19 protein-coding genes are annotated in these 18,487 nt (G+C 64.3%); 11 read left to right on the top strand and 8 right to left on the bottom strand.

Features of this window, described 5'->3' with window-relative positions:
- Positions 1–49 precede the first annotated feature (49 nt).
- The 4 genes from RTQ46_RS04575 to RTQ46_RS04560 form a co-directional block, all read right to left on the bottom strand.
- A complete protein-coding gene (locus tag RTQ46_RS04575) occupies positions 50–427 on the bottom strand; it encodes an HPF/RaiA family ribosome-associated protein (RefSeq protein WP_312434887.1) in 378 nt (125 codons plus the stop codon).
- A 195-nt stretch (positions 428–622) separates the two neighbouring features.
- The gene (locus RTQ46_RS04570) at positions 623–1,288 is read right to left on the bottom strand and encodes a DUF1345 domain-containing protein (RefSeq protein WP_312434885.1); all 666 of its coding nucleotides are present in this window, start codon (positions 1,286–1,288) and stop codon (positions 623–625) included.
- A 40-nt stretch (positions 1,289–1,328) separates the two neighbouring features.
- Positions 1,329–2,600 (bottom strand): MFS transporter, encoded by a 1,272-nt coding sequence (locus RTQ46_RS04565; RefSeq protein ID WP_312434883.1) that lies wholly within the window; start codon positions 2,598–2,600, stop codon positions 1,329–1,331.
- An 83-nt stretch (positions 2,601–2,683) separates the two neighbouring features.
- Positions 2,684–3,709, bottom strand: coding sequence for a CDP-6-deoxy-delta-3,4-glucoseen reductase (locus RTQ46_RS04560; RefSeq protein ID WP_312434882.1), 1,026 nt, complete (start codon positions 3,707–3,709; stop codon positions 2,684–2,686).
- 12 nt (positions 3,710–3,721) lie between these two features.
- On the opposite strand from RTQ46_RS04560, the gene RTQ46_RS04555 reads away from it, so the two are divergent.
- The 3 genes from RTQ46_RS04555 (at position 3,722) to RTQ46_RS04545 (ending at position 5,616) form a co-directional block, all read left to right on the top strand.
- Complete coding sequence (locus tag RTQ46_RS04555) at positions 3,722–4,642, top strand: SDR family oxidoreductase (RefSeq protein WP_312434881.1); 921 nt, start codon at positions 3,722–3,724, stop codon at positions 4,640–4,642.
- Between the two features lie 85 nt (positions 4,643–4,727).
- On the top strand, positions 4,728–4,988 hold the full coding sequence (locus tag RTQ46_RS04550) for a hypothetical protein (protein ID WP_312434880.1): 261 nt from the start codon (positions 4,728–4,730) through the stop codon (positions 4,986–4,988).
- 388 nt (positions 4,989–5,376) lie between these two features.
- A complete protein-coding gene (locus tag RTQ46_RS04545; RefSeq protein WP_029496207.1) occupies positions 5,377–5,616 on the top strand; it encodes a hypothetical protein in 240 nt (79 codons plus the stop codon).
- A 140-nt stretch (positions 5,617–5,756) separates the two neighbouring features.
- On the opposite strand, the gene RTQ46_RS04540 is transcribed toward RTQ46_RS04545, so the two are convergent.
- The 3 genes from RTQ46_RS04540 to RTQ46_RS04530 all read right to left on the bottom strand — a co-directional run bounded on the left by RTQ46_RS04540 (position 5,757) and on the right by RTQ46_RS04530 (position 10,433).
- Positions 5,757–6,455: a hypothetical protein gene (locus tag RTQ46_RS04540; protein ID WP_312434877.1), complete on the bottom strand. Its 699-nt coding sequence runs from the start codon at positions 6,453–6,455 to the stop codon at positions 5,757–5,759.
- A 177-nt stretch (positions 6,456–6,632) separates the two neighbouring features.
- Positions 6,633–8,474: a CHASE domain-containing protein gene (locus RTQ46_RS04535; protein ID WP_312434875.1), complete on the bottom strand. Its 1,842-nt coding sequence runs from the start codon at positions 8,472–8,474 to the stop codon at positions 6,633–6,635.
- A 192-nt stretch (positions 8,475–8,666) separates the two neighbouring features.
- Positions 8,667–10,433 (bottom strand): glutamine--tRNA ligase/YqeY domain fusion protein, encoded by a 1,767-nt coding sequence (locus RTQ46_RS04530; protein ID WP_312434874.1) that lies wholly within the window; start codon positions 10,431–10,433, stop codon positions 8,667–8,669.
- 161 nt (positions 10,434–10,594) lie between these two features.
- On the opposite strand from RTQ46_RS04530, the gene RTQ46_RS04525 reads away from it, so the two are divergent.
- From RTQ46_RS04525 to RTQ46_RS04510, 4 genes are all read left to right on the top strand, one after another.
- A complete protein-coding gene (locus tag RTQ46_RS04525; protein ID WP_312434873.1) occupies positions 10,595–10,888 on the top strand; it encodes a DnaJ domain-containing protein in 294 nt (97 codons plus the stop codon).
- 95 nt (positions 10,889–10,983) lie between these two features.
- Positions 10,984–11,496, top strand: a complete 513-nt coding sequence (locus RTQ46_RS04520; protein WP_312434871.1) for a hypothetical protein — start codon at positions 10,984–10,986, stop codon at positions 11,494–11,496.
- On the top strand, positions 11,486–12,283 hold the full coding sequence (locus RTQ46_RS04515; protein ID WP_312434870.1) for a hypothetical protein: 798 nt from the start codon (positions 11,486–11,488) through the stop codon (positions 12,281–12,283). Before RTQ46_RS04520 ends, RTQ46_RS04515 begins: the two co-directional genes overlap by 11 nt.
- Before the next feature lie 19 nt (positions 12,284–12,302).
- Positions 12,303–13,175 carry a DUF6178 family protein gene (locus RTQ46_RS04510; protein ID WP_312434868.1) on the top strand — a complete coding sequence of 291 codons (873 nt, stop codon included), beginning with the start codon at positions 12,303–12,305 and terminating at the stop codon, positions 13,173–13,175.
- A gap of 91 nt (positions 13,176–13,266) precedes the next feature.
- Here RTQ46_RS04510 and RTQ46_RS04505 read toward each other — a convergent pair whose 3' ends face one another.
- Positions 13,267–13,566, bottom strand: coding sequence for a YciI family protein (locus RTQ46_RS04505; RefSeq protein ID WP_312434867.1), 300 nt, complete (start codon positions 13,564–13,566; stop codon positions 13,267–13,269).
- Between the two features lie 44 nt (positions 13,567–13,610).
- Between RTQ46_RS04505 and RTQ46_RS04500 the strand changes: the two genes are divergently transcribed.
- From RTQ46_RS04500 to RTQ46_RS04485, 4 genes are read left to right on the top strand one after another with little or no spacing between them, the layout of a single operon-like run.
- Entirely contained in the window at positions 13,611–15,227 is a 1,617-nt protein-coding gene (locus tag RTQ46_RS04500) for an ABC transporter substrate-binding protein (protein WP_312434866.1), read from the top strand.
- Complete coding sequence (locus RTQ46_RS04495; protein WP_312434864.1) at positions 15,224–16,156, top strand: ABC transporter permease; 933 nt, start codon at positions 15,224–15,226, stop codon at positions 16,154–16,156. Before RTQ46_RS04500 ends, RTQ46_RS04495 begins: the two co-directional genes overlap by 4 nt.
- On the top strand, positions 16,153–16,920 hold the full coding sequence (locus RTQ46_RS04490) for an ABC transporter permease (protein WP_312434863.1): 768 nt from the start codon (positions 16,153–16,155) through the stop codon (positions 16,918–16,920). Before RTQ46_RS04495 ends, RTQ46_RS04490 begins: the two co-directional genes overlap by 4 nt.
- On the top strand, positions 16,913–18,322 hold the full coding sequence (locus RTQ46_RS04485) for an ATP-binding cassette domain-containing protein (protein WP_312434862.1): 1,410 nt from the start codon (positions 16,913–16,915) through the stop codon (positions 18,320–18,322). The genes RTQ46_RS04490 and RTQ46_RS04485 overlap by 8 nt, the downstream gene beginning before the upstream one ends.
- Positions 18,323–18,487: the final 165 nt, after the last annotated feature.

The raw sequence follows: 18,487 nt of genomic DNA, 5'->3' as shown, positions 1-18,487 counted from the left end.
AAAGGCAGCCTTGATCGGCTGCCCAGGTCTCTGCTAAACGGCGAGGGGTTTATTCTGCGGCTTCTTCGGCTTCAGGCGTGTCCAGCACGGCATGCTTGCCGGTGGCGTGGCGCTTGCTGTCCTGCAGGCGGCCCAGCGCATTGTCGATGGCGCGTTTGAGCTTGTCGGTGGCGCCGCTGATCGACTGGTGCACGGTGGCATTCTGTTCGGTCACGGCGATCGGCTGGTAGCCGGCGATGCGCGCTTCCATCACGCAGCGGATATCGTCCGCGCCGCCTTTCGGACCGTTGGTGTCGCTCAGGTGGACTTCGATGCGGGTGATATTGTCGCGGAAACGGCTCAGTGCCGATTCGAGTACGGATTGCACATGTTCGTTCAGTCCAGCGTTGTTGGCGATGGTGCTGTCGGTTTGAATATTGATTTGCATATGCTATCTCCTGTCAATTCATAAAAAACCCAACACAGGCGGCACGTCACTAGCCAGTCATTCCACCCGGTTCCAACCTTGTCTACATGACCTTGTATGACTGTTATCTTACTCCTGTTTGACGCAATTCAAGGGCGCCGCACAATTAAGAGGGGCTTAACGCTTCAGCAAGATCAAGTTTCCCTGTCGCAAGCTTCATCCATTGATCAGGCCGGCCGCGATATTGATCGACAGCCCCAGCACCACCAGGTTGAAGAAAAAGCTCAGCACCGACTGCCCCAGCACGATCTTGCGCATCATGCGCGTCTGCACCGTCACGTCCGAGGTCTGCACGGCCACCGCCAGCGTGAACGCGAAATACAAAAAATCCCAGTAATCGGGGTTGGCTTCGTCGTCGGGAAATTTCAGGGGCCGCTGGGTGGGGCTGGCGCGGTAGTACAGGTGCGCGTAATGAAAGCAGAACAGCGTGCCGACCAGGAACCACGAGCCGACCAGCGTCAATATCGTCAGCGCATAGTGCAGGGCGCGCTGCTCGGCGTCCATGTCCTTGATCGAGGACAGCTGGGAGATAATGGCGAGCAAGCTCATCACGGACGCCACCGACAGCGCGCACAGCACCATCGCGGCCCGCTCGTCCTGGCGCGCCGCCATCTGCTTGACCTTGTGATGGTTGGCGCGCATCATCATCGCGCCCATCGTCAGCAGGTACAGCCAGACGGCGACATTCCACGCCGTCAGTACCCGCGTCATCAGCTCCCAGCTTGACGGCAGCAGCACGCCGGCCACCACGCCGATCACGATGGCCAGGCTCAGGTGCGGGCGGCTGCGCACGAAACTGTGAAACGGGAGCGGTATCTTCATGGTGCGTGCAGGCGTGATTATCGATACCGCATCTTAGCGCTTATGCCGCCGTGCCCGTCGCGGCCTTGGCAGCTTCTTCTTTCTCGTGATGCGGGAAGCGGTCCATGCGCGACAATACCGGGAACAGCACCGCCCAGATGCCGGTCACGGCCAGGGTAGCGGCGCCGCCGAACAGCACCGCGCGCACCAGGCCGAACCAGCCGGCGGTCAGGCCCGATTCGAATTCGCCCAGTTCGTTCGAGGCGCCGATAAACACGGAGTTGACGGCGCTGACGCGGCCGCGGATTTCATCGGGCGTTTCGTACTGCACCAGCAGGTGGCGGATATAGACGCTGACCATGTCGCCGGCGCCCATCAGGAACAGCGCCGCCAATGCCACCAGGAAGGTGCCGGTCGAACCAAGCACGATGGTGCCCAGGCCGAACACGGCGACGCCGCCGAACATCCAGGCGCCAACGCGGCGCGTGATCGGATAAAACGCCAGCAATACCGAACACAGTGCCGCGCCCATGCCGGGCGCCGTGCGCAAGAGACCCAGGCCGGTCGGACCGATATGCAGCACGTCGTGGGCCAGCGCCGGCAGCAGGGCGGTGGCGCCACCGAACAGCACGGCGAACAGGTCGAGCGAGATAGCGCCCAGCATGATCGGGCGCGACCACACGAAATGCAGGCCCTCCAGCAAAGTCGACCAGCTGACCGGCTCGCGCTTGACGACCTGCGGCGCCGGCGTGGTGGCGCGCATCAGGATTACCGACAGCACCAGCAGCGCCGACGAGATCAGGTACACCACCTTGGGGCCGAAGATATACAGCAGCCCGCCCAGCGTCGGACCGAGAATGATGGCGATATGCGAGCTCGACGAACTGAGCGCGAGCGCCTGGCTGAAACTTTCCTTCGGCACCATGTTGACCAGCACGGCCTGGGTGGCGGGCATCATGAAGGCGCGCGCGCTGCCGAACAGGACCAGCACGGCAAACACGGGCCAGACGATGGACAGGCCGGTCATGGTGAACGCCAGCAGCGCCAGCGCGCAGGCCAGCTGCGCCGTCAGGCACCAGGCGATAATGTTGCGGCGGTTGTAGCGGTCGGCGATATGGCCGGCCGGCAGGATCAGCAGCAGGAAGGGAGCGAATTGCGCCAGGCCGATCAGGCCCAGGTCGAACAGGCTGCCCGTCATCTGGTACACCTGCCAGCCGATGGCCACGCTTTGCATCTGCACGGCCAGGGTGCCCAGTACGCGGGCGGACAGGTAGAAAGTGAAATTGCGGTGGCGCAGGACACTGAAGCCGTTGCCGGATGAGGCGAGAGACATGAAAACTTTCCAGACACTGCGGGGTGGTGGGCAGGCGTCAGCGCGGAGCGCGCCTGCAGCGCCGCCCCGCTGCCTGGAAGGTGTTACTTGGCCAGGTCGGCCTCGGTGGTGAAGGCGTCGGCGTAGAATTCCTCGGCAGGCAGATTGCACAGCTTGACGAAGTCGCTGTTGGCCGATTCCACCATGATCGGTGCGCCGCAGGCGTACACCTGGCAGGCGGCCATGTCGGGCAGGTCGGCCATGACGGCGTGGTGCACGAAACCGGTACGGCCCTGCCACTGGTCTTCTTCCAGCGCATTCGATACCACCGGCACATAGGTGAACTGCGGCAGGTCGGCGGCCCACTGGCGGCACAGCGCATCCATGTACAGGTCGTGCGGACGGCGCGCGCCCCAGTACAGGGTGATCGGGCGCGTCGATTTTTCGTTGATCATGTGCTCGACGATGGCTTTCAGCGGCGCAAAGCCGGTGCCCGACGCCAGCAGGATCACCGGCTTGTCGGAGTCTTCGCGCAGGAAGAAGGTACCCATCGGGCCTTCGAAACGCAGGATGTCGCGTTCCTTCATGGTGGTAAACACCTGGTCGGTAAACAGGCCGCCAGGCATATGGCGGATATGCAGGCTGACCGGGCCGCCGTCGACGGGGGCGCTGGCCATGCTGTAGCTGCGGCGTTTGTTGTCGCGCAACATGATTTCGATATACTGTCCGGCACGGTACTGCAGGCGCTCGCTGGCCGGCAGCTGCAGGGTCAATACCAGCACATCGGGTGCGACTTTTTCGATGGTGGTCACGCGCGACGGCATTTTCTTGATCGGGTAGTCGCCGCTGCCGGCCACTTCGCGTGCCTGCACCACCAGGTCGCCCTGGGGAATGGCGCAGCACAACAGGGAATAGCCTTGCGCCGCTTCGTCCTCCGTCAGCGAGCGCGACTGGTAAGCTTTGTGCTTGACGCTGCCCGATACGACCTTGCCTTTGCAGGAGCTGCAGGCGCCGCTCTTGCAGCTATATGGCAAGCCCACGCCGGCGCGGATGGCGGCCGACAGGACGGTTTCGTCCGCTTCGCAGCTGAATTGGTGGCCGCTGGGCTGAACAGTAATTTGAAAAGTCATACAATCCTTGAGATGAAAAACAGTTTAATTCAACCATTGCACAAGGCGCCAGGACTGCCGCGCCTGCTGATACTGGGCTGCGGCGATGTCGGCATGCGCCTGCTGCCATTGCTGCGTTCGCGTTTTCGCGTCTTTGCCGTCACCAGCCGGCCCGAGCGCTGCGCCGAGCTGCGCGCCGCGGGCGCCATACCGGTCGTGGCCGACCTCGATGACCGCGCCAGCTTGCGCCGGCTGGCCGGCCTGGCGCCGTGGGTCGTGCACCTGGCGCCGCCGCAGGCGTCCGGCCTGCTGGACCGGCGTACGCGTAATCTGACCGCCATTTTACCTGAGCGCGCGCGCCTGGTGTATGTGAGCACCAGCGGCGTGTATGGCGATTGTGGCGGAGAAAAGATCGATGAAACCCGCACGCCGGCGCCATCGAACGCGCGCGCGCGGCGCCGCCTGGACGCCGAAACCGTGCTGCGCGCCTGGGGTGCGCGCCGCACCGCCCGCCTGGCGATCCTGCGCGTGCCCGGCATCTATGCGGCCGACCGCCTGCCGCTGAAACGCTTGCGCGAAGGCACGCCGGCGCTGGCCGAGCCGGACGACGTGCACACCAACCATATCCATGCCGATGACCTGGCCCGCATCGTCCTGCGCGCGCTGTGGCGCCTGAAAGGGGGCGGACGCCTGTATCACGCCAGCGATGACAGCGACATGAAAATGGCGGCGTATTTCGATGCCGTGGCCGATGCCTTCGGCCTGCCGCGTCCACCGCGCCTGCCGCGCGAGGAGCTCAGGCATGTGGTCACGCCGATGCTGCTGTCGTTCATGTCCGAATCGCGCCGCATGGATAACACCCGCCTCAAGCGCGAGCTGGGCGTGCGCCTGTGCTACCCGCGCGTGGCGGATGCCTTGCAAATGCTGACAGACGGCACGCCCGGCATCAGTTAAAATGGCCGGTTATTTCCACGCTTTCCACGGGCCGGGAACTTGCCCAGCCTGTCTGCCGCGCGCCTGATCAACCAAGGATTACACCATGACTACCCTGACCTACGAAGAATTCCTGGACGAAGTGACCACCGTCCTGACGGAACTGTATGACCTCGACGACGAGGCCGCCATCAAGCTGGTGGTCGCGGCGCAGGACGCCGAATTTTTCGTGCCGCACGATGCGCACGAAGCCATGCGCACGCTGGAGCAGGCCAGCAAAGACGCCGTCACGCTGTTCGAGCAAAAGAAGAACCGCCAGCAGACGCAGGAAAAGCAGCAGCAGCGGGTGCGCCAGAAGAAGGCTTGAACTTGTCCGTCATGCGATGACGGCATCGCTGCCGGCATCGCCATCCGGCTGCGGCGTCCATGCGCTGTAGCTTTCTTGCAACATGGCTGCCGCGCATGTTGCCCGTCTCCCTGCCAGCCCATTGAACTGCCCTGCCAGAAAAAGATGGCTTCCAGCAAACCTTGGTGTTTTGAGTTATCCTCTAGCACATTCCAAACGCGCAAATTCTCTTCAATTGTCACAATTTCGGCTTAAGTTAAGCAAAAATCAACAATTAAGTGTATTATATTGTCTGTCGGCTAAACGCCGTACAAGCAATGGCGCTTTTTAGTGTGTTTACCCTGAATTAGCGCAAAAGCGACGACCAGTCTTTTTTTTGCATTAATACAACAAGTACGGATTCTCAATTATGTCTCTCAAACAAATCACCTCACTGCCGACCTACAACCCGAACCGCGTGCTCGATGCCATCATCGACAAGCTGCAGCTGAAAAACGACGCCGCCCTGTCGCGCGCGCTGGAAGTGGCGCCACCGGTCATCAGCAAGATTCGTCACAATACCCTGCCGATCGGCGCCACCATCCTGATCCGCATGCATGAAATCAGCGACTTCAGCATCCGCGAACTGCGCGAACTGATGGCTGCCTGAGTGCGCCTACAGACGGCAAACTGAGAGCTGCCGTCTGCTTGCAAGCCGGCTTGCCGCGTGCGGCAGCCAGAACGTCACGTTGTGTTCTGCAATATCCTTATGCAATACCCTCGCACTGTCCTGACGCGCCAGCCTTGCGCCTACTCCTGGGGTAATCCCGGACGATCGGCATACAAGCGTTTCACGTCGCCCTGCGCCAGTGCCGCAGTGGAAGATGCCATCAGCGCCGCGCTGACCAGCGCCGGTGCGCTGGAAAACGCCGTGACCGCTCCCGCCGCCCCGACTGCCCGTCCCGAATACGCCGCCTGCACCGCCCGTCCCGAGTACGCTGCCGCCTGCACCGCGCGTCCCGAATACGCTGCCTGCACTGCGCGTCCCGAATAGGCAGCCTGCACTGCGCGTCCCGAATAGGCTGCCTGGGCTTGTACCGCCCGTCCCGAATACGCCGTCTCGGCACGGATATAGTCTTCGCCGAATGTCTGCTCATACAGCTGCTTCATGCGCTCGCCCACGCGCTCGTGCGCCGCGGCGTCGTCTTCGCCGCGCAGCCCGATATACGGGAAGTGGTGCAGGAAATAGCCGAACACCTGCTGGCAGTCGGCCGCATACTTGAGCGTGTCGAGGATATGGTAGTGCCAGAAGGTGTCGACATCCATCAGCGGCGCCGTTTCCTCTTCGGGAAACTGTTTCATCAGGATCAGGAAGCGGCGGTATTCGAACTCCACCGCATTGGCCTTCTCCAGGCTCCAGCCTTCGCCGGACTCCCGGTGCATCAGTTTGACCTTGATCGCGTCCAGATTCAGTTCGGCGATTGCCTTGAAATCAACGTTCGTATCCATGAATGTCCTTTGAAAGAGTGTCAATGAAAAACTGCGTGGGAAAGTGCGGAAAAAAGATGCTGGCTGGTGGATGATTTTGATGGGGTCGCTTGGTTTCCCATCAATATTGCAGCTAATTGGATCGTGCGCAAGCCCGGCAAACCGCCGCGCGCGGCGTGCTGACTTGCAGATCGATAGTCAGTCGGCCGCTTGCGGCCGGTGCACCTCTTCGCCGCCGGCGTCCAGCGGCACGCTGACCTGGATGCACATCCCGGCGCCGGGACTGCTGTCGATCAGGAAGGTGCCGCCCAGCAGCTTGATGCGTTCTTCGATGCCGACCAGGCCAAACGAGCCCTGTTTGTTGCGCCGCTCGACCCCGGCGCCCACGCCATTGTCGCGCACGGTCATCGATACGCTGTCGCGCGATTTTTCCAGGGTGATCTGCACCCGGCTGGCATTGGCATGCTGGGAAATATTGCTGAGCGACTCCTGCAGGATGCGGAACAGGGCGGTGGCGCACTGGTCGCTGATGCTGATGTCGCAGTGGCTTTCGCTGACCTCGCAGGCGATGCCCGTGCGCAGCCGGAACTGCGCCGCCTGCCATTCCACGGCCGCATTCACGCCCAGGTCCAGCACCGTCGGACGCAGGTCATTGATGATCTGGCGCACGCTCCTGATGGTGGTGTCGATCTGGCCCAGGGTCGCGCGGGCGCGCGCATGCAGGCGCGGGTGGCGCTGCTGCGTGCGCGAGGCGAGCATGTCGGCGTCGATGCGCAGCACCAGCAAATTCTGGCCCAGGTCGTCGTGGATTTCGCGCGCGATGCGCTTGCGTTCTTCTTCCTTGATCTGGTCGGCATGGGCGGCCAGGCGGCGCAGCTTCTGGTGCGACAGTTGCAGCCGCAATTGGCTGGCGCGCAATTCGTCCGTCATCACGGTGGCCATGCGGATCGCCCGCAGCCGTGACGAAGCGAGCGTATGGAACACCGTGTACAGCAGCATGCTGCCGGTAAATCCCACCAGCAGCGCCAGCCAGGGCAGATAGGTTTCAAACGGGGTGTACAGATCGCTCTTGCGCACGCTGAACAACGCTTGCCAGACACGGCCGTTGTAATCGATCAGCATGGTGCTGCTCAGGTATTTGCGTGAACCGGGCGGCTGCCACCAGGGAGCATCGCGGCCGGCCGCGGCACTGTCGTACACGGGCCGCGCAGCGCGCGCCAGCGGCAGCGGTTCGCTGGCGTGCTGCCCGATATCGAACAGGGTCAGGCGCACGTTACGCACCGGCATTTCGGCCAGTACGCCGCGCACCATCAGCCCCAGGTCGTAGCCGAGGCCGACCGATCCCAGGTAGGCGGCGCGCCGCTGTTCCACGCTGCTGATCGGCAGGTCATTGCGGTAGACGGGCAGGCGCATGGCCATGCCCGTCAGTTGCGGGCGGCCCGGCATCGGCACGGGCAGGCCGGAATTGCTGATGGCTCCCGTGTCGCGCGACCTGGCCAGTGCGTCGGCAATCGGCTGGCGCGAAGCAATATCGTAGCCATATTTTTCGGGTGCGCTGGCGATCGGTTCGATATACAGCAGCACCGAATACCGCTCGCGCGGGCCGGGCGGATCGATGGCAAACGCGGGATAACCATCGCGCCCAGGCGGATAGTCGCGCCGCATGGCCGTTTCGAAAGCCGGACGCTGCGCTTCGCCGAGCGCCACGCAGTAGTTGAGGTTCATTACGCCGGGGAAGTTGCGCTGCAAGTCCAGGTTGTCCACGTAGTCATGAAACTGCGCGCGGCTGACCTGGCTGCTGGCGCGAAACAGGCTGGCCGCTCCGCGCAGCAAATTGGCATACGATTTGACGCGCGTGGTGATATTTTGCTTGGTGGAATGTGCCAGGCTGTCGAACAGGACGCGCGCATCATTGTCGATCGAGCGCGATGCGGCCATGTAGAACAGCAGCCCGACGCACAGCGACAGCACGCAGCTGAGCAGCCAGAGCGGCTTTCTTTCGGAGGGGCGCGGGGTCTCGCCGGTGGCAGCAGCAGGCATGGCATCAGGAATGGAAGGGTTCGGGCGCCGCGCCGCGTTTATTGGCACCAAGAAATTGTAAATTATTCAATCGCAACATAATATACAAAGATCATGCTGTTTTAGTCAACCGGCAATATTTTATTGATAGAAAAATGGTTGTGAAAAAGAAAAAACCGCCGCAGCGGTTTTTTCAGGGAGGTCATGCAGTGCTTACTTCACCGGCTGCCAGCTGTCTTTCAGCGTGACGATGCGGTTGAACACCGGCTTGCCCGGCTGGCTGTCGACGCGGTCGGCCGCGAAGTAGCCGTGGCGCTCGAACTGGAAGCGCTGTTCCGGCTCGGCCAGTTCCGCGCCCGGCTCCAGCCAGGCCTGTACCACTTCCTTGGCCAGCGGGTTCAGCGCCAGCTTGAAGTCCTTGCCGCCCGCGTCCGGCTGCGGATCGGTAAACAGGCGGTCGTACAGGCGCACTTCGGCGGCGATCGCCGTCGGCGCGCTGACCCAGTGCATATTGCCCTTGACCTTGTAGGTCGAGCTGCCTTCGGTGCCCGACTTGCTGTCTTCAAAGTAATTGCAATGCACGGCGATGACCTTGCCGTTTTCATCCTTGTCGTAGCCGGTGCACTCGACCACATAGCCGTAGCGCAGGCGCACGCGGCTGCCCGGCTTGCCGTCGATCGGCGGATACAGGCGGAAGTAGCCCTTGTTCGGCACTTCCATGAAGTCGTCTTCCTCGATCCACAGCTCGCGCGTGATGGGGAAGGTGCGCAGGCCGCGCTCGGGGAAGTGCGGGTGCACGGGCGCCGTGCACTCCACGCCCTGGCCTTCAGGGAAATTGTCGATAATCAGTTTCAATGGACGCAGCACGGCCACGGTGCGCGGCGCCTTCGGATCGAGGTCCTCGCGCAGGCAGCCTTCGAGCACGCTGTAGTCGATCCAGCCGTCGGACTTGGTCACGCCCGTGCGTTCGCACATCAGCTGGATCGCTTCCGGCGTATAGCCGCGGCGGCGCATGCCCACCAGGGTCGGCATGCGCGGGTCGTCCCAGCCGTCGACGATTTTTTCTTCCACCAGCTGGCGCAGCTTGCGCTTGCTGGTGACGATGTAGGTCAGGTTCAGGCGCGAGAACTCGTACTGGTGCGGCACCGGGCGGGCAAAGAAGCCGCCGGCGGACAAGGTATCGAGCAGCCAGTCGTAGAACGGGCGGTGATCCTGGAATTCCAGCGTGCAGATCGAATGGGTGATGTTTTCCAGCGCGTCCGAGATCGGATGCGTGTAGTCGTACATCGGATAGATGCACCAGGCGTCGCCCGTGCGGTGGTGATGCGCATGGCGGATGCGGTAGATGGCCGGGTCGCGCAGGTTCATGTTCGGCGAACTCATCGCGTCTTCGCTGATCTTCGCGCGCAGGATATGTTCGCCATCCTTGAACTGGCCCGCCTTCATGGCGCGGAACAGCGCCAGCGACTCGTCGGCAGGGCGGTCGCGGAACGGCGAATTCTTGCCGGCCTGGCCGAAATTGCCGCGGTTGGCGGCCATGTCTTCGGCGCTCTGGCTGTCGACATAGGCATAGCCGGCCGTGATCAGGTATTCGGCCATCGCATACAGCTGGTCGAAATAATCGCTGGCGTAGTGCAGATGGCTCTGGCCGTCGGCCTGTTTCGGTTCCCAGTCAAAGCCCAGCCATTTCACGCTGTCCATGATGGTGTCGACGTATTCCTGCTCTTCCTTGGCCGGGTTGGTGTCGTCGAAGCGCAGGTTGCACTGGCCGGCGTAGTCGCGCGCCAGGCCGAAGTTGACGCAGATCGACTTGGCGTGGCCGACGTGCAGGTAGCCGTTCGGCTCCGGCGGGAAGCGCGTGATCACCTGCGGCAGGCCGGGACGCACGTGCGTGCCCGCGGACAGGTCGGCTTCGATGATGTTACGCAAAAAATTGGGCGCCAGCGCTGGCGCGGCGGTATTCGGTTTATCGTTGCTCATTGATCAATGCTGGAAGAGTGACAGTAAAGAGCATTTTACCGTACCGCCGCTTCTTTTTCCGGGGCAATTTTCAGCCGTAAAGTGGGGTGGCAGCGACGCGCAAGCCGTTCTATAGGATAATCGCACTTTAATTTGCAAAAAACGTGCCTCCGGAGCCTGCCATGGAAAATCTATACAACGTCCTCGGTGTCGCCCCCAATGCCAGCGATGACGAGATCAAGAAGGTGTACCGTTCGCTGGCGATGCGCTTTCACCCCGACCGCAACCAGGCCCCCGGCGCCGAAGCGCGCTTCAAGAGCGTGACCAAGGCGTACGAAATCCTGGCCGACCCGGTCAAGCGCGCCGAGTACGACCAGAGCGTCAACCACCGCATCATCATCGACCCGGAAGCGGAAGCGTATGCCTTGTGGAGCGGCGTGTTCCGCCTGCATGGCACGACGCTGCCCGCAGACTGAGGCCCCTGGCCTGCAACGGCCGGCGGCATAGCCCCGAAAAACAACAACGACGGCGCCTGCACCGCGGCGCCGCGCAGCATATTGGAAAGCACACAATGAGAAGAGTACACCCCGAATTCGCCTATCAGTCGCGTGAACTGGAAGGCCAGATCGAAGGCATCCTGGGCGATCCGCCGAACCGCAAGAACTACAAGAGCATGGTCGACGCGCTGGTCGGCGAATACGCCAGCGGCGGCGGCATCGAAGACGTGAACATGCTGGCCTTCGCGCTGGTCGACCATATCACCTTCAGCGACCCGAAGGGCCTCTTGGCCGAAAGCGAAGACTACGAATTCGGCGACAACGCGCGCGTATTTGCGATGGCCTCGTGCGCCGCGCCCGAAGCGGCCAAGATGTACGCCGCCATCGAAGACAGCTTCCCGGACCTGGCGCGCCAGGCCATCATCACGGCATTCCTGCACAAGAACCCGCGCCTGTGGGACGACGACGACCAGTCGCTCGACCAGCTGGCCGCCAACGACGACGGCGACGACGATCACGACGATGACCAGGCAACCGACGATTTCGCCCAGATGTTTGACCAGGATGGAGATGACCATGGCCGATAACAAAGAGAACGCAGAACAGAAAAGCAACCTGCCCGCATTGACGAAACAGGTGACCGAGCTGGTGCTGTCGGGTTCGCTCGGCCACGCCGAGCAGGCGTTTGCCGACGCGGCCGACCAGTACGGCGACCTGGCCGTGGTGGAAGTGCTGAGCGCGATCCCGCCGCAAGTGACGGCCCTGCACCTGGCCGGTTTCGACGGCGGCAAGATGTCGCTGGCGACGCTGCTGGTGCCGCCCAAGGCCTGGGCCGACAGCCTGGCCTTTATCGCCGCCACCTGGAGCGACGACCAGATCGAGGACGATCCGGAACGCATCGCCGAAGCGCTGTTCGCGCATATCCACGGCGTGGTGTTTTCCACCGACGACGCGGAGCGCCGCCGCGAACTGCTGCTCGAAGCGTCGGCCACCGACTGGGGCGCCACCGCGTTTGCCATCCTGTTCTCGATGGCACCGAAGGAAATCCTGGAAGTGGCGGGCGAGATCGTCATCAAGGGACCGTACGTGACGGGCGTGACTTCGTCCGACAACGACGTCGTGCCGCTGGCGATCGAACTGGCGCAGGCCAATGAAGATGGCTGGGACCGCGCGCTGTTCGAACTGTTCCCCGACTTCCGCCACAGCGCCGACCTGGCCGACGCGGAATACACGGACGATCCGGACGAAGAGCCGACCATCCTGCAGCGCAGCACCAAGGAGCTGCTGTACCGCCTGCGCAAGCAAGTGCCGAGCACGCGCAGCGCACCACGCGCCGGCGCGCGCCGCAGCGTGGGCACCGGTATCTTCTCGTGATGAATACAAGGATTGATTGATGCTGCCAGCAATAGTTGTAGAGAACCTGCCGCGCCTGGTGCGCGCCATCAAGCTGCTGCCGGGCGATGCGCGCGAGGACGCGGCGCTGAACCTGGCCGATGAACTGACGGGCATCACGGCGATGGTGGCCGAGAAGTTCACCAACGAACGCACGGCCGACGGCATCCAGAAGGCGCTGTACCTGACCGTGGGCTGCGTCTCGCTGGGCCTGGAAAACGCGCTGCACCTGGAAAACGACCAGGCCGCGCTCGATTTCCTGGTCGAACATGGCGCCGAACACGCGTTCCAGGTGGGCTTCCGGCTGATCAAGGAATTGTCGCAATTGCCCGAAGACGCGCTGGTCGGCGAGTACGACCAGGACCCGGTCTACATGGCGCGCCGCCTGCGCGAGCTGTTCGTCGATATCTGCCAGGCGGACCCGAACCAGAACTGGGCCGGCCATGAAAAGTACGCCGTGCAGCTGCAGCAGCGCAAGGAAGTGCAGGCCGTGGTGCGCCTGGCCGGCTGGCTGCGCCGCCACCATGACAACGGCCCGGTCAGCGACAGCGACCTCAATGCCGAAGGCGTGATCGCGCTGGCCATCATCTTCGCCATCGAAGGGGGCGGGCGCATCATCGCCCGCACCGGCCAGAAGGAGTTCGAGCGTTTCGTGCGCTCCGTGCGCAAGAACAAGCCCGACTTCGAAGAGGGCTGGGCGGCGCTGGTGGCCAAGGTGCCGGCGCAGCACCACCCGGTGCTGCTGGAGCGCATTGCCTCGTACCGCCGCAGCTGCACCGTGGTGCATAAAATCCTCACGCGCGCCAGCATGAAAAGCCTGTTCGAGGACCTGGAAAATTATGCGGGCTCGGAGCTCGATGCGGATTATTCGTAATTTTTTCAACCCAAAGGCAAATTCCGGGGTCGGACTCTCAGGGACTAGGCGTCCCCGTCCAACCCCGGCATTTTCGCCGTTCGGGGTTGATTTACGCCGGAAACCCCACCTTCTGCGGCCACAAATTATTAAACGCATGGATTTTCACTTCGCCATACAAGCCGGCTTTGGTAAACGGCTCATCGGCCAGCCAGCTTTCGGCCGCCGCGCGGTCGGCGAAATCGATGGCCAGCAGGCTGCCGATCATGGTCGCGCCGTCGTCGCTGGTCAGCGGCCCCGCAAACGCCATGCGCTCGGCCTGCAGGCCCAGGTAGGCCTTGTGTTCGGGCCGCACGCTGGCGCGGAGTTGGCCGCTGTCGGGTTTGTCGGTCAGGTGAAAGATAAAGATCATGCAATGGCTCCGGTCTGGTTCAACTATTCGGGCCTGCATTTTATATGACAGAGCATTGCAGGCGCCTGACGCCGCGCCGCCATGCGCTGGTACGCCTGTCGCGGCTGCTGGCAGCCGGCGCGGCCCTGCATCTGCCATCAGCCGACGCGCATGACGGTCCGCTCAGCGAGCACGCGGCCATTGTCCCTGCCAGCCGCGATACCCTCACCGTGGTCGGACCATGGGAACTCACCGGTCTCGAACCCTCGCGTGGCGGCTATATGTTTACCCGCATGGAAGTGGCGCAGACCCTGCTCGATGCGGATGACCAGGGCCGGCTGCTGCCGGCGATTGCCAGCGAGTGGGAAGTGTCGAAGGATGGCCTGGAATGGCGCTTCTTTATCGAACAGGGCAGGCTGTTCCACGATGGCTCGCCTTTGATCGCCGGCACCGTGCTGGCGTCGCTGACACGCGCGCTGGCCGTGCCCGGCGTGTTGCGCCTGGCGCGCATTCGCAGCATGGCGGTGTCGCGCGGCGCTATTCTAGTGACGCTGGCGCAGCCATATGCGCCGCTGCCGTATCTGTTCACCCATTCCGGCACGCAGGTGCTGGCGCCGTCGTCATACGGCACGGACGGACGCGTGCTGCGCATCGTCGGCAGCGGCCCGTATCGCATCACCAGCATCTCGTTGCCACAGCAGTTCGACGTGGCGTTTTTCGAGCAGTGGCGCGGCGAGCCGCCGCTGGTGCGCCGTGCGCGCTATATCAGCGTCTCGCGCGCCGAGACGCGCACGCTGATGGTGCAAAGCGGCCAGGCCGACCTGGCCTTCACGCTGGACCCGCCCAGCATCCGCCGCTTGCTGAAGCAGAAGAATGTGCAGCTGGTGGCGGCGCCGCTGCCGCGTACCACGTTTTTGAAACTGAACGCCGGCCATCCGCTTTTGTCCGATGTGCGCGTGCGGCAGGCGATCAGCCTGGCGCTCGACCGCGACGGCATTGCGCGCGCGCTGCTGCGCGATGCGGACCTGGGCGCCACGCAGCTGTTTCCACCAGCGCTGGCGCTGTGGTACCAGAAGACGATGGCGCCGCTGCGTTCGGACCCGGCGGCGGCCCGGGCGCTGCTGCGCCAGGCGGGCTTTATTCCCGGCGCGGACGGCATCGCGCGGCGCGGCGGAAAACGGTTCGAGATTATTCTCACCACCTTTGTCGACCGCCCGGAGCTGCCCCTGATCGCCACCGCGGTGCAGGAAGAGCTGCGCCAGATCGGTATCGCGGTAAAAGTCGTGGTCGGCAACTCCAGCGATATTCCGGCCGGCCACCGCAGCGGTGCGCTCGAAATCGGCCTGGTGGCGCGCAATTTCGGCAGCCTGCCCGATCCGGTCGCCACGCTGGCCGACGATTACGGTCCCGATGGCGGCGACTGGGGCGCCATGGGCTGGCACAGCGCAGCATTGACAGACGCGCTGGCGCGCCTGGCCAGCGGTGGCGTCGTGGCGGACAGCCCTGAGGCGGCCCGCCTGCGCGCCGGTATCGCCGGCCAATTGCAGCAAGGGCTGCCCGTCATCCCCGTCGTCTGGTACCGCCAGACCATGGCCGTGTCGCGCCGCGTAACGGGTGCCAGCATTGACCCGTTCGAACGCAGCTACCGCATCTCGGCACTGGCCTGGAAAGCATCCGCATGAAGACACTATTCAAGGCGCTGGTGCAGACGCTGCTGGTGGCGCTGCTGGTCGGCACGCTGTGCTTCTTCATGACGCGCCTGCTGCCCGGCGACACCGCCTACCGCATCGCGGCCGGGCGCTATGGCTACGACATGGTCGACGCGGCTGCCGCGCAGGCCGTGCGCATCGAGCTGGGACTGGACCGCGCGCCGCTGGCTGCGCTGGCCGACTGGTGGAGCAGGCTGCTGCGTTTTGATCTGGGCGTCTCGCTGGTCACCGCCCAACCCGTGATCGATGAAATTCGCCTGCAGCTGGGCCAGACCTTGCGCCTGTCGCTGATGGCGGTGCTGCTGTCGCTGCCGCTGGGGCCCTTGCCCGGCGTGCTGGCCGGCCTGCGTCCCGGCGGCTGGTTCGACCGCGTCAACCTGGCGCTGTCCGTCTTGCTGCGCGCCTTGCCGCCATTCGTGCTGGCGCTGCTGCTGGTGCTGGCGTTTGCCGTGCAGATGCAGGCGCTGCCGGCCGCCGGCCATGCGGACCGGGGCAGCCTGATGCTGCCCGCATTGACGCTGGCGCTGGGCTTGGCGGCGGTGTCGTCCCGCGTGGCGCGCGATGCAATGATGGGCGTGCGCACATCGAGCTACTACGCATTTGCCCTCGGCAAGGGCCTGTCCGCCAGCCAGGCATTGCTGCGCCATGGCGCGCGCAATGTGGCCACGCCGGTGGTCGCTTATACGGCGGTGCAGCTGGTGTACCTGGTCGAAGGCGTGGTGCTGGTGGAAACCATCTTTGCCTGGCCCGGCATCGGCCACGCGCTGGTGCACGCCATCTTTGCGCGCGACGTGCCGATGATACAGGGCACGGCGCTGGTGCTGGGATTGATGTTCGTGTTGTTTAACTGCGTGGTCGACCTGGCGTGCGCCGCGCTCGATCCGCGTGCGAGGCGCGCATGAAGCGGTTCGGTGTGATCCTGTTGCTGGCGACCGGCGCGTTTGGGCTTCTGGGACCCTGGCTGGTCGGCATCGATCCGGCGCGCCAGACGCTGTCGCGCTTTCTCGAAGCGCCCAGCCTGGCCCACCCGCTGGGCCTCGACCACCTGGGCCGCAGCATGCTGGCGCGCCTGGCTTACGGTGCGCAGCTGTCGCTGTCGATGGCGGTGGTCAGCGTATTGAGCGCGGCCGTGCCGGGCACGGTACTGGGGCTGCTGGCAGCCTGGCGCGGCGGCTGGCTCGATCGCGGTTTGAGCGCGCTGGCCGACGCCGTGCTGGCCTTGCCGGGCTTGCTGCTGGTGCTGCTGCTGGCCGCGTTTGCGCCGGGCCAGTTCTGGCCTCTGTACGTGGGTATTTCGCTGGCGCTGTGGGTCGAATACTTCCGCGTCACACGCAGCGCTGCCGCGCTTCTACTGGCCGGCCCGCAGGTGGAAGCTTCGCGCCTTCTCGGTTTTGGCCCGCTGTACATTTTGCGCCGCCATCTGGCGCCGGCCCTGCTGCCGCGCCTGGCGACGCTGATGCGCTTCGGCTTCGGCGGCGCCGTGCTGGCGATGGCGGCGCTGGGGTTTATCGGCGTCGGCCTGCAGCCGCCCACGCCCGAACTGGGCGTGATGATGATCGAACTGCTGCCGTACTACAGCGAAGCGCCGTGGCTGGTGGGCGCGCCGGTGGCGCTGCTGTTTTTCACCATGCTGGGGTTGATGCTGAGCGGCGGTCGCCATGAATAAGGTCTTTCTTGAGGTGGCGGGCTTGCGCGTGATCGAGTCCGCCAGCGGCAAGGCCATCGTCGACGGCGTCAGCCTGCGCGTGGCGGCCGGCGGCGCACTGACCTTGCTGGGCGAAAGCGGCTCGGGCAAGTCGCTGCTGGCGCAGGCCATTATGGGCACGCTGGCCAATGGCTTGCATGCCAAAGGCGCGATCACGATTGCTGGTGCGCTGTTTGACGCGGCCGACCAGCGATCGCGGCAGCGCCTGTGGGGCCGCGAAGTGGCGCTGCTGCCGCAGGAGCCGTGGCTGGCGCTGGACCCCACCATGCGCGTGCAGCGGCAGGTGGCGGAAACGCATCAACTGGTGGCGGGCCTGGCTGCCGATCGATCGCGCGCGGCGGCGCTGCGCGACCTGCGGCAGCTGGGCATGGAGCATGCGGCGCGCCTGTATCCGCACCAGATCTCGGGCGGCATGGCGCAGCGCGTGGCCTTTCTCGCCACCCATGCGGCCGGCGCCAGATTGCTGATTGTCGACGAGCCGACCAAGGGCCTCGACAGCGGCAAGCGTGCCGAACTCCTGGCCATGCTGCGCGCGGCGCAGGACGATGGCATGGCGGTGCTGTGCATTACGCACGATGTGTGGCTGGCGCGCGCGCTCGGCGGCGAGATGGCAGTGATGCTGGACGGCCGCGTCATCGAGCAGGGCGGGGCGGCGCAACTGCTGGCGCAGCCGTCCCATGCGTATACGCGCGCGCTGCTGGCGGCCGATCCGGCAAGCTGGCCGGTGCGCGCTGCCGTGCGTGCGCCAGGCGAGGTGCTTGCACATGTCCGCGAGGCGGCAAAATCGTTTGGCAAGCGTTGCCTGTTCTCCGGCATCAGCGTTGACATCCGCCGTGGCGAGGTGGTGGCGATTACGGGCGAGAGCGGCGCCGGCAAGACCACGTTCGGCAACCTGCTGCTGGGACTCGTGCGGCCCGATGCGGGCACGGTCACGCGCGCCACAGGCCTGGCGCGCACGGCGTTCCAGAAGCTGTGCCAGGACCCGGCCGCGGCGTTTGCGCCCACCGTGACCCTGCGCACGGCGCTGGCCGATGTGCTGGCGCTGCATGGACTGACATGGGACGCGGCCACGCCACTGCTGGCCCGTTTGCGGCTTGGCGACCATCTGCTCGGCCGCCTGCCGTCGCAGGTATCGGGCGGCGAACTGCAGCGCTTTGCGCTGGCGCGCGTGCTGCTGTTGAAACCGGCCCTGATCTTTGCCGATGAACCGACTTCGCGCCTCGATCCCGTCACCCAGCAGGAGACGTTGAACCTGCTGCTGGAAGTGGCCGGCGACAGCGGCTGCGCGGTGCTGCTGGTGACGCACGACGCCGAGATTGCGCGGGCGGTGGCGCAGAGACGAATTGCGTTGTGCGTTAGCTGACGCGGCACTTTTAACCCTGACGGCGAAAGGGCGGGGTCGGACCCTGAGGGGCCGATCCCGGTCCCTGCTCTTGGGTTGATGCTGCAAACTCAGGCCACGCCACGTTCCGCCGCCAGTAACGCCGCCTCCAAACAAGCAAACCAAACCGGGTGGCCTATCCTGCCG

Source organism: Janthinobacterium sp. (genome assembly GCF_031995485.1).
GTDB lineage: Bacteria > Pseudomonadota > Gammaproteobacteria > Burkholderiales > Burkholderiaceae_D > Janthinobacterium.
This window is presented reverse-complemented; position numbering and strand designations above follow the sequence as displayed.

Coding starts and splice junctions, on each gene's coding strand:
- RTQ46_RS04575 (WP_312434887.1), bottom strand. CDS start 427: ATGCAAATCAATATTCAAACCGACAGCACCATCGCCAACAACGCTGGA.
- RTQ46_RS04570 (WP_312434885.1), bottom strand. CDS start 1,288: ATGAAGATACCGCTCCCGTTTCACAGTTTCGTGCGCAGCCGCCCGCAC.
- RTQ46_RS04565 (WP_312434883.1), bottom strand. CDS start 2,600: ATGTCTCTCGCCTCATCCGGCAACGGCTTCAGTGTCCTGCGCCACCGC.
- RTQ46_RS04560 (WP_312434882.1), bottom strand. CDS start 3,709: ATGACTTTTCAAATTACTGTTCAGCCCAGCGGCCACCAATTCAGCTGC.
- RTQ46_RS04555 (WP_312434881.1), top strand. CDS start 3,722: ATGAAAAACAGTTTAATTCAACCATTGCACAAGGCGCCAGGACTGCCG.
- RTQ46_RS04550 (WP_312434880.1), top strand. CDS start 4,728: ATGACTACCCTGACCTACGAAGAATTCCTGGACGAAGTGACCACCGTC.
- RTQ46_RS04545 (WP_029496207.1), top strand. CDS start 5,377: ATGTCTCTCAAACAAATCACCTCACTGCCGACCTACAACCCGAACCGC.
- RTQ46_RS04540 (WP_312434877.1), bottom strand. CDS start 6,455: ATGGATACGAACGTTGATTTCAAGGCAATCGCCGAACTGAATCTGGAC.
- RTQ46_RS04535 (WP_312434875.1), bottom strand. CDS start 8,474: ATGCCTGCTGCTGCCACCGGCGAGACCCCGCGCCCCTCCGAAAGAAAG.
- RTQ46_RS04530 (WP_312434874.1), bottom strand. CDS start 10,433: ATGAGCAACGATAAACCGAATACCGCCGCGCCAGCGCTGGCGCCCAAT.
- RTQ46_RS04525 (WP_312434873.1), top strand. CDS start 10,595: ATGGAAAATCTATACAACGTCCTCGGTGTCGCCCCCAATGCCAGCGAT.
- RTQ46_RS04520 (WP_312434871.1), top strand. CDS start 10,984: ATGAGAAGAGTACACCCCGAATTCGCCTATCAGTCGCGTGAACTGGAA.
- RTQ46_RS04515 (WP_312434870.1), top strand. CDS start 11,486: ATGGCCGATAACAAAGAGAACGCAGAACAGAAAAGCAACCTGCCCGCA.
- RTQ46_RS04510 (WP_312434868.1), top strand. CDS start 12,303: ATGCTGCCAGCAATAGTTGTAGAGAACCTGCCGCGCCTGGTGCGCGCC.
- RTQ46_RS04505 (WP_312434867.1), bottom strand. CDS start 13,566: ATGATCTTTATCTTTCACCTGACCGACAAACCCGACAGCGGCCAACTC.
- RTQ46_RS04500 (WP_312434866.1), top strand. CDS start 13,611: ATGACAGAGCATTGCAGGCGCCTGACGCCGCGCCGCCATGCGCTGGTA.
- RTQ46_RS04495 (WP_312434864.1), top strand. CDS start 15,224: ATGAAGACACTATTCAAGGCGCTGGTGCAGACGCTGCTGGTGGCGCTG.
- RTQ46_RS04490 (WP_312434863.1), top strand. CDS start 16,153: ATGAAGCGGTTCGGTGTGATCCTGTTGCTGGCGACCGGCGCGTTTGGG.
- RTQ46_RS04485 (WP_312434862.1), top strand. CDS start 16,913: ATGAATAAGGTCTTTCTTGAGGTGGCGGGCTTGCGCGTGATCGAGTCC.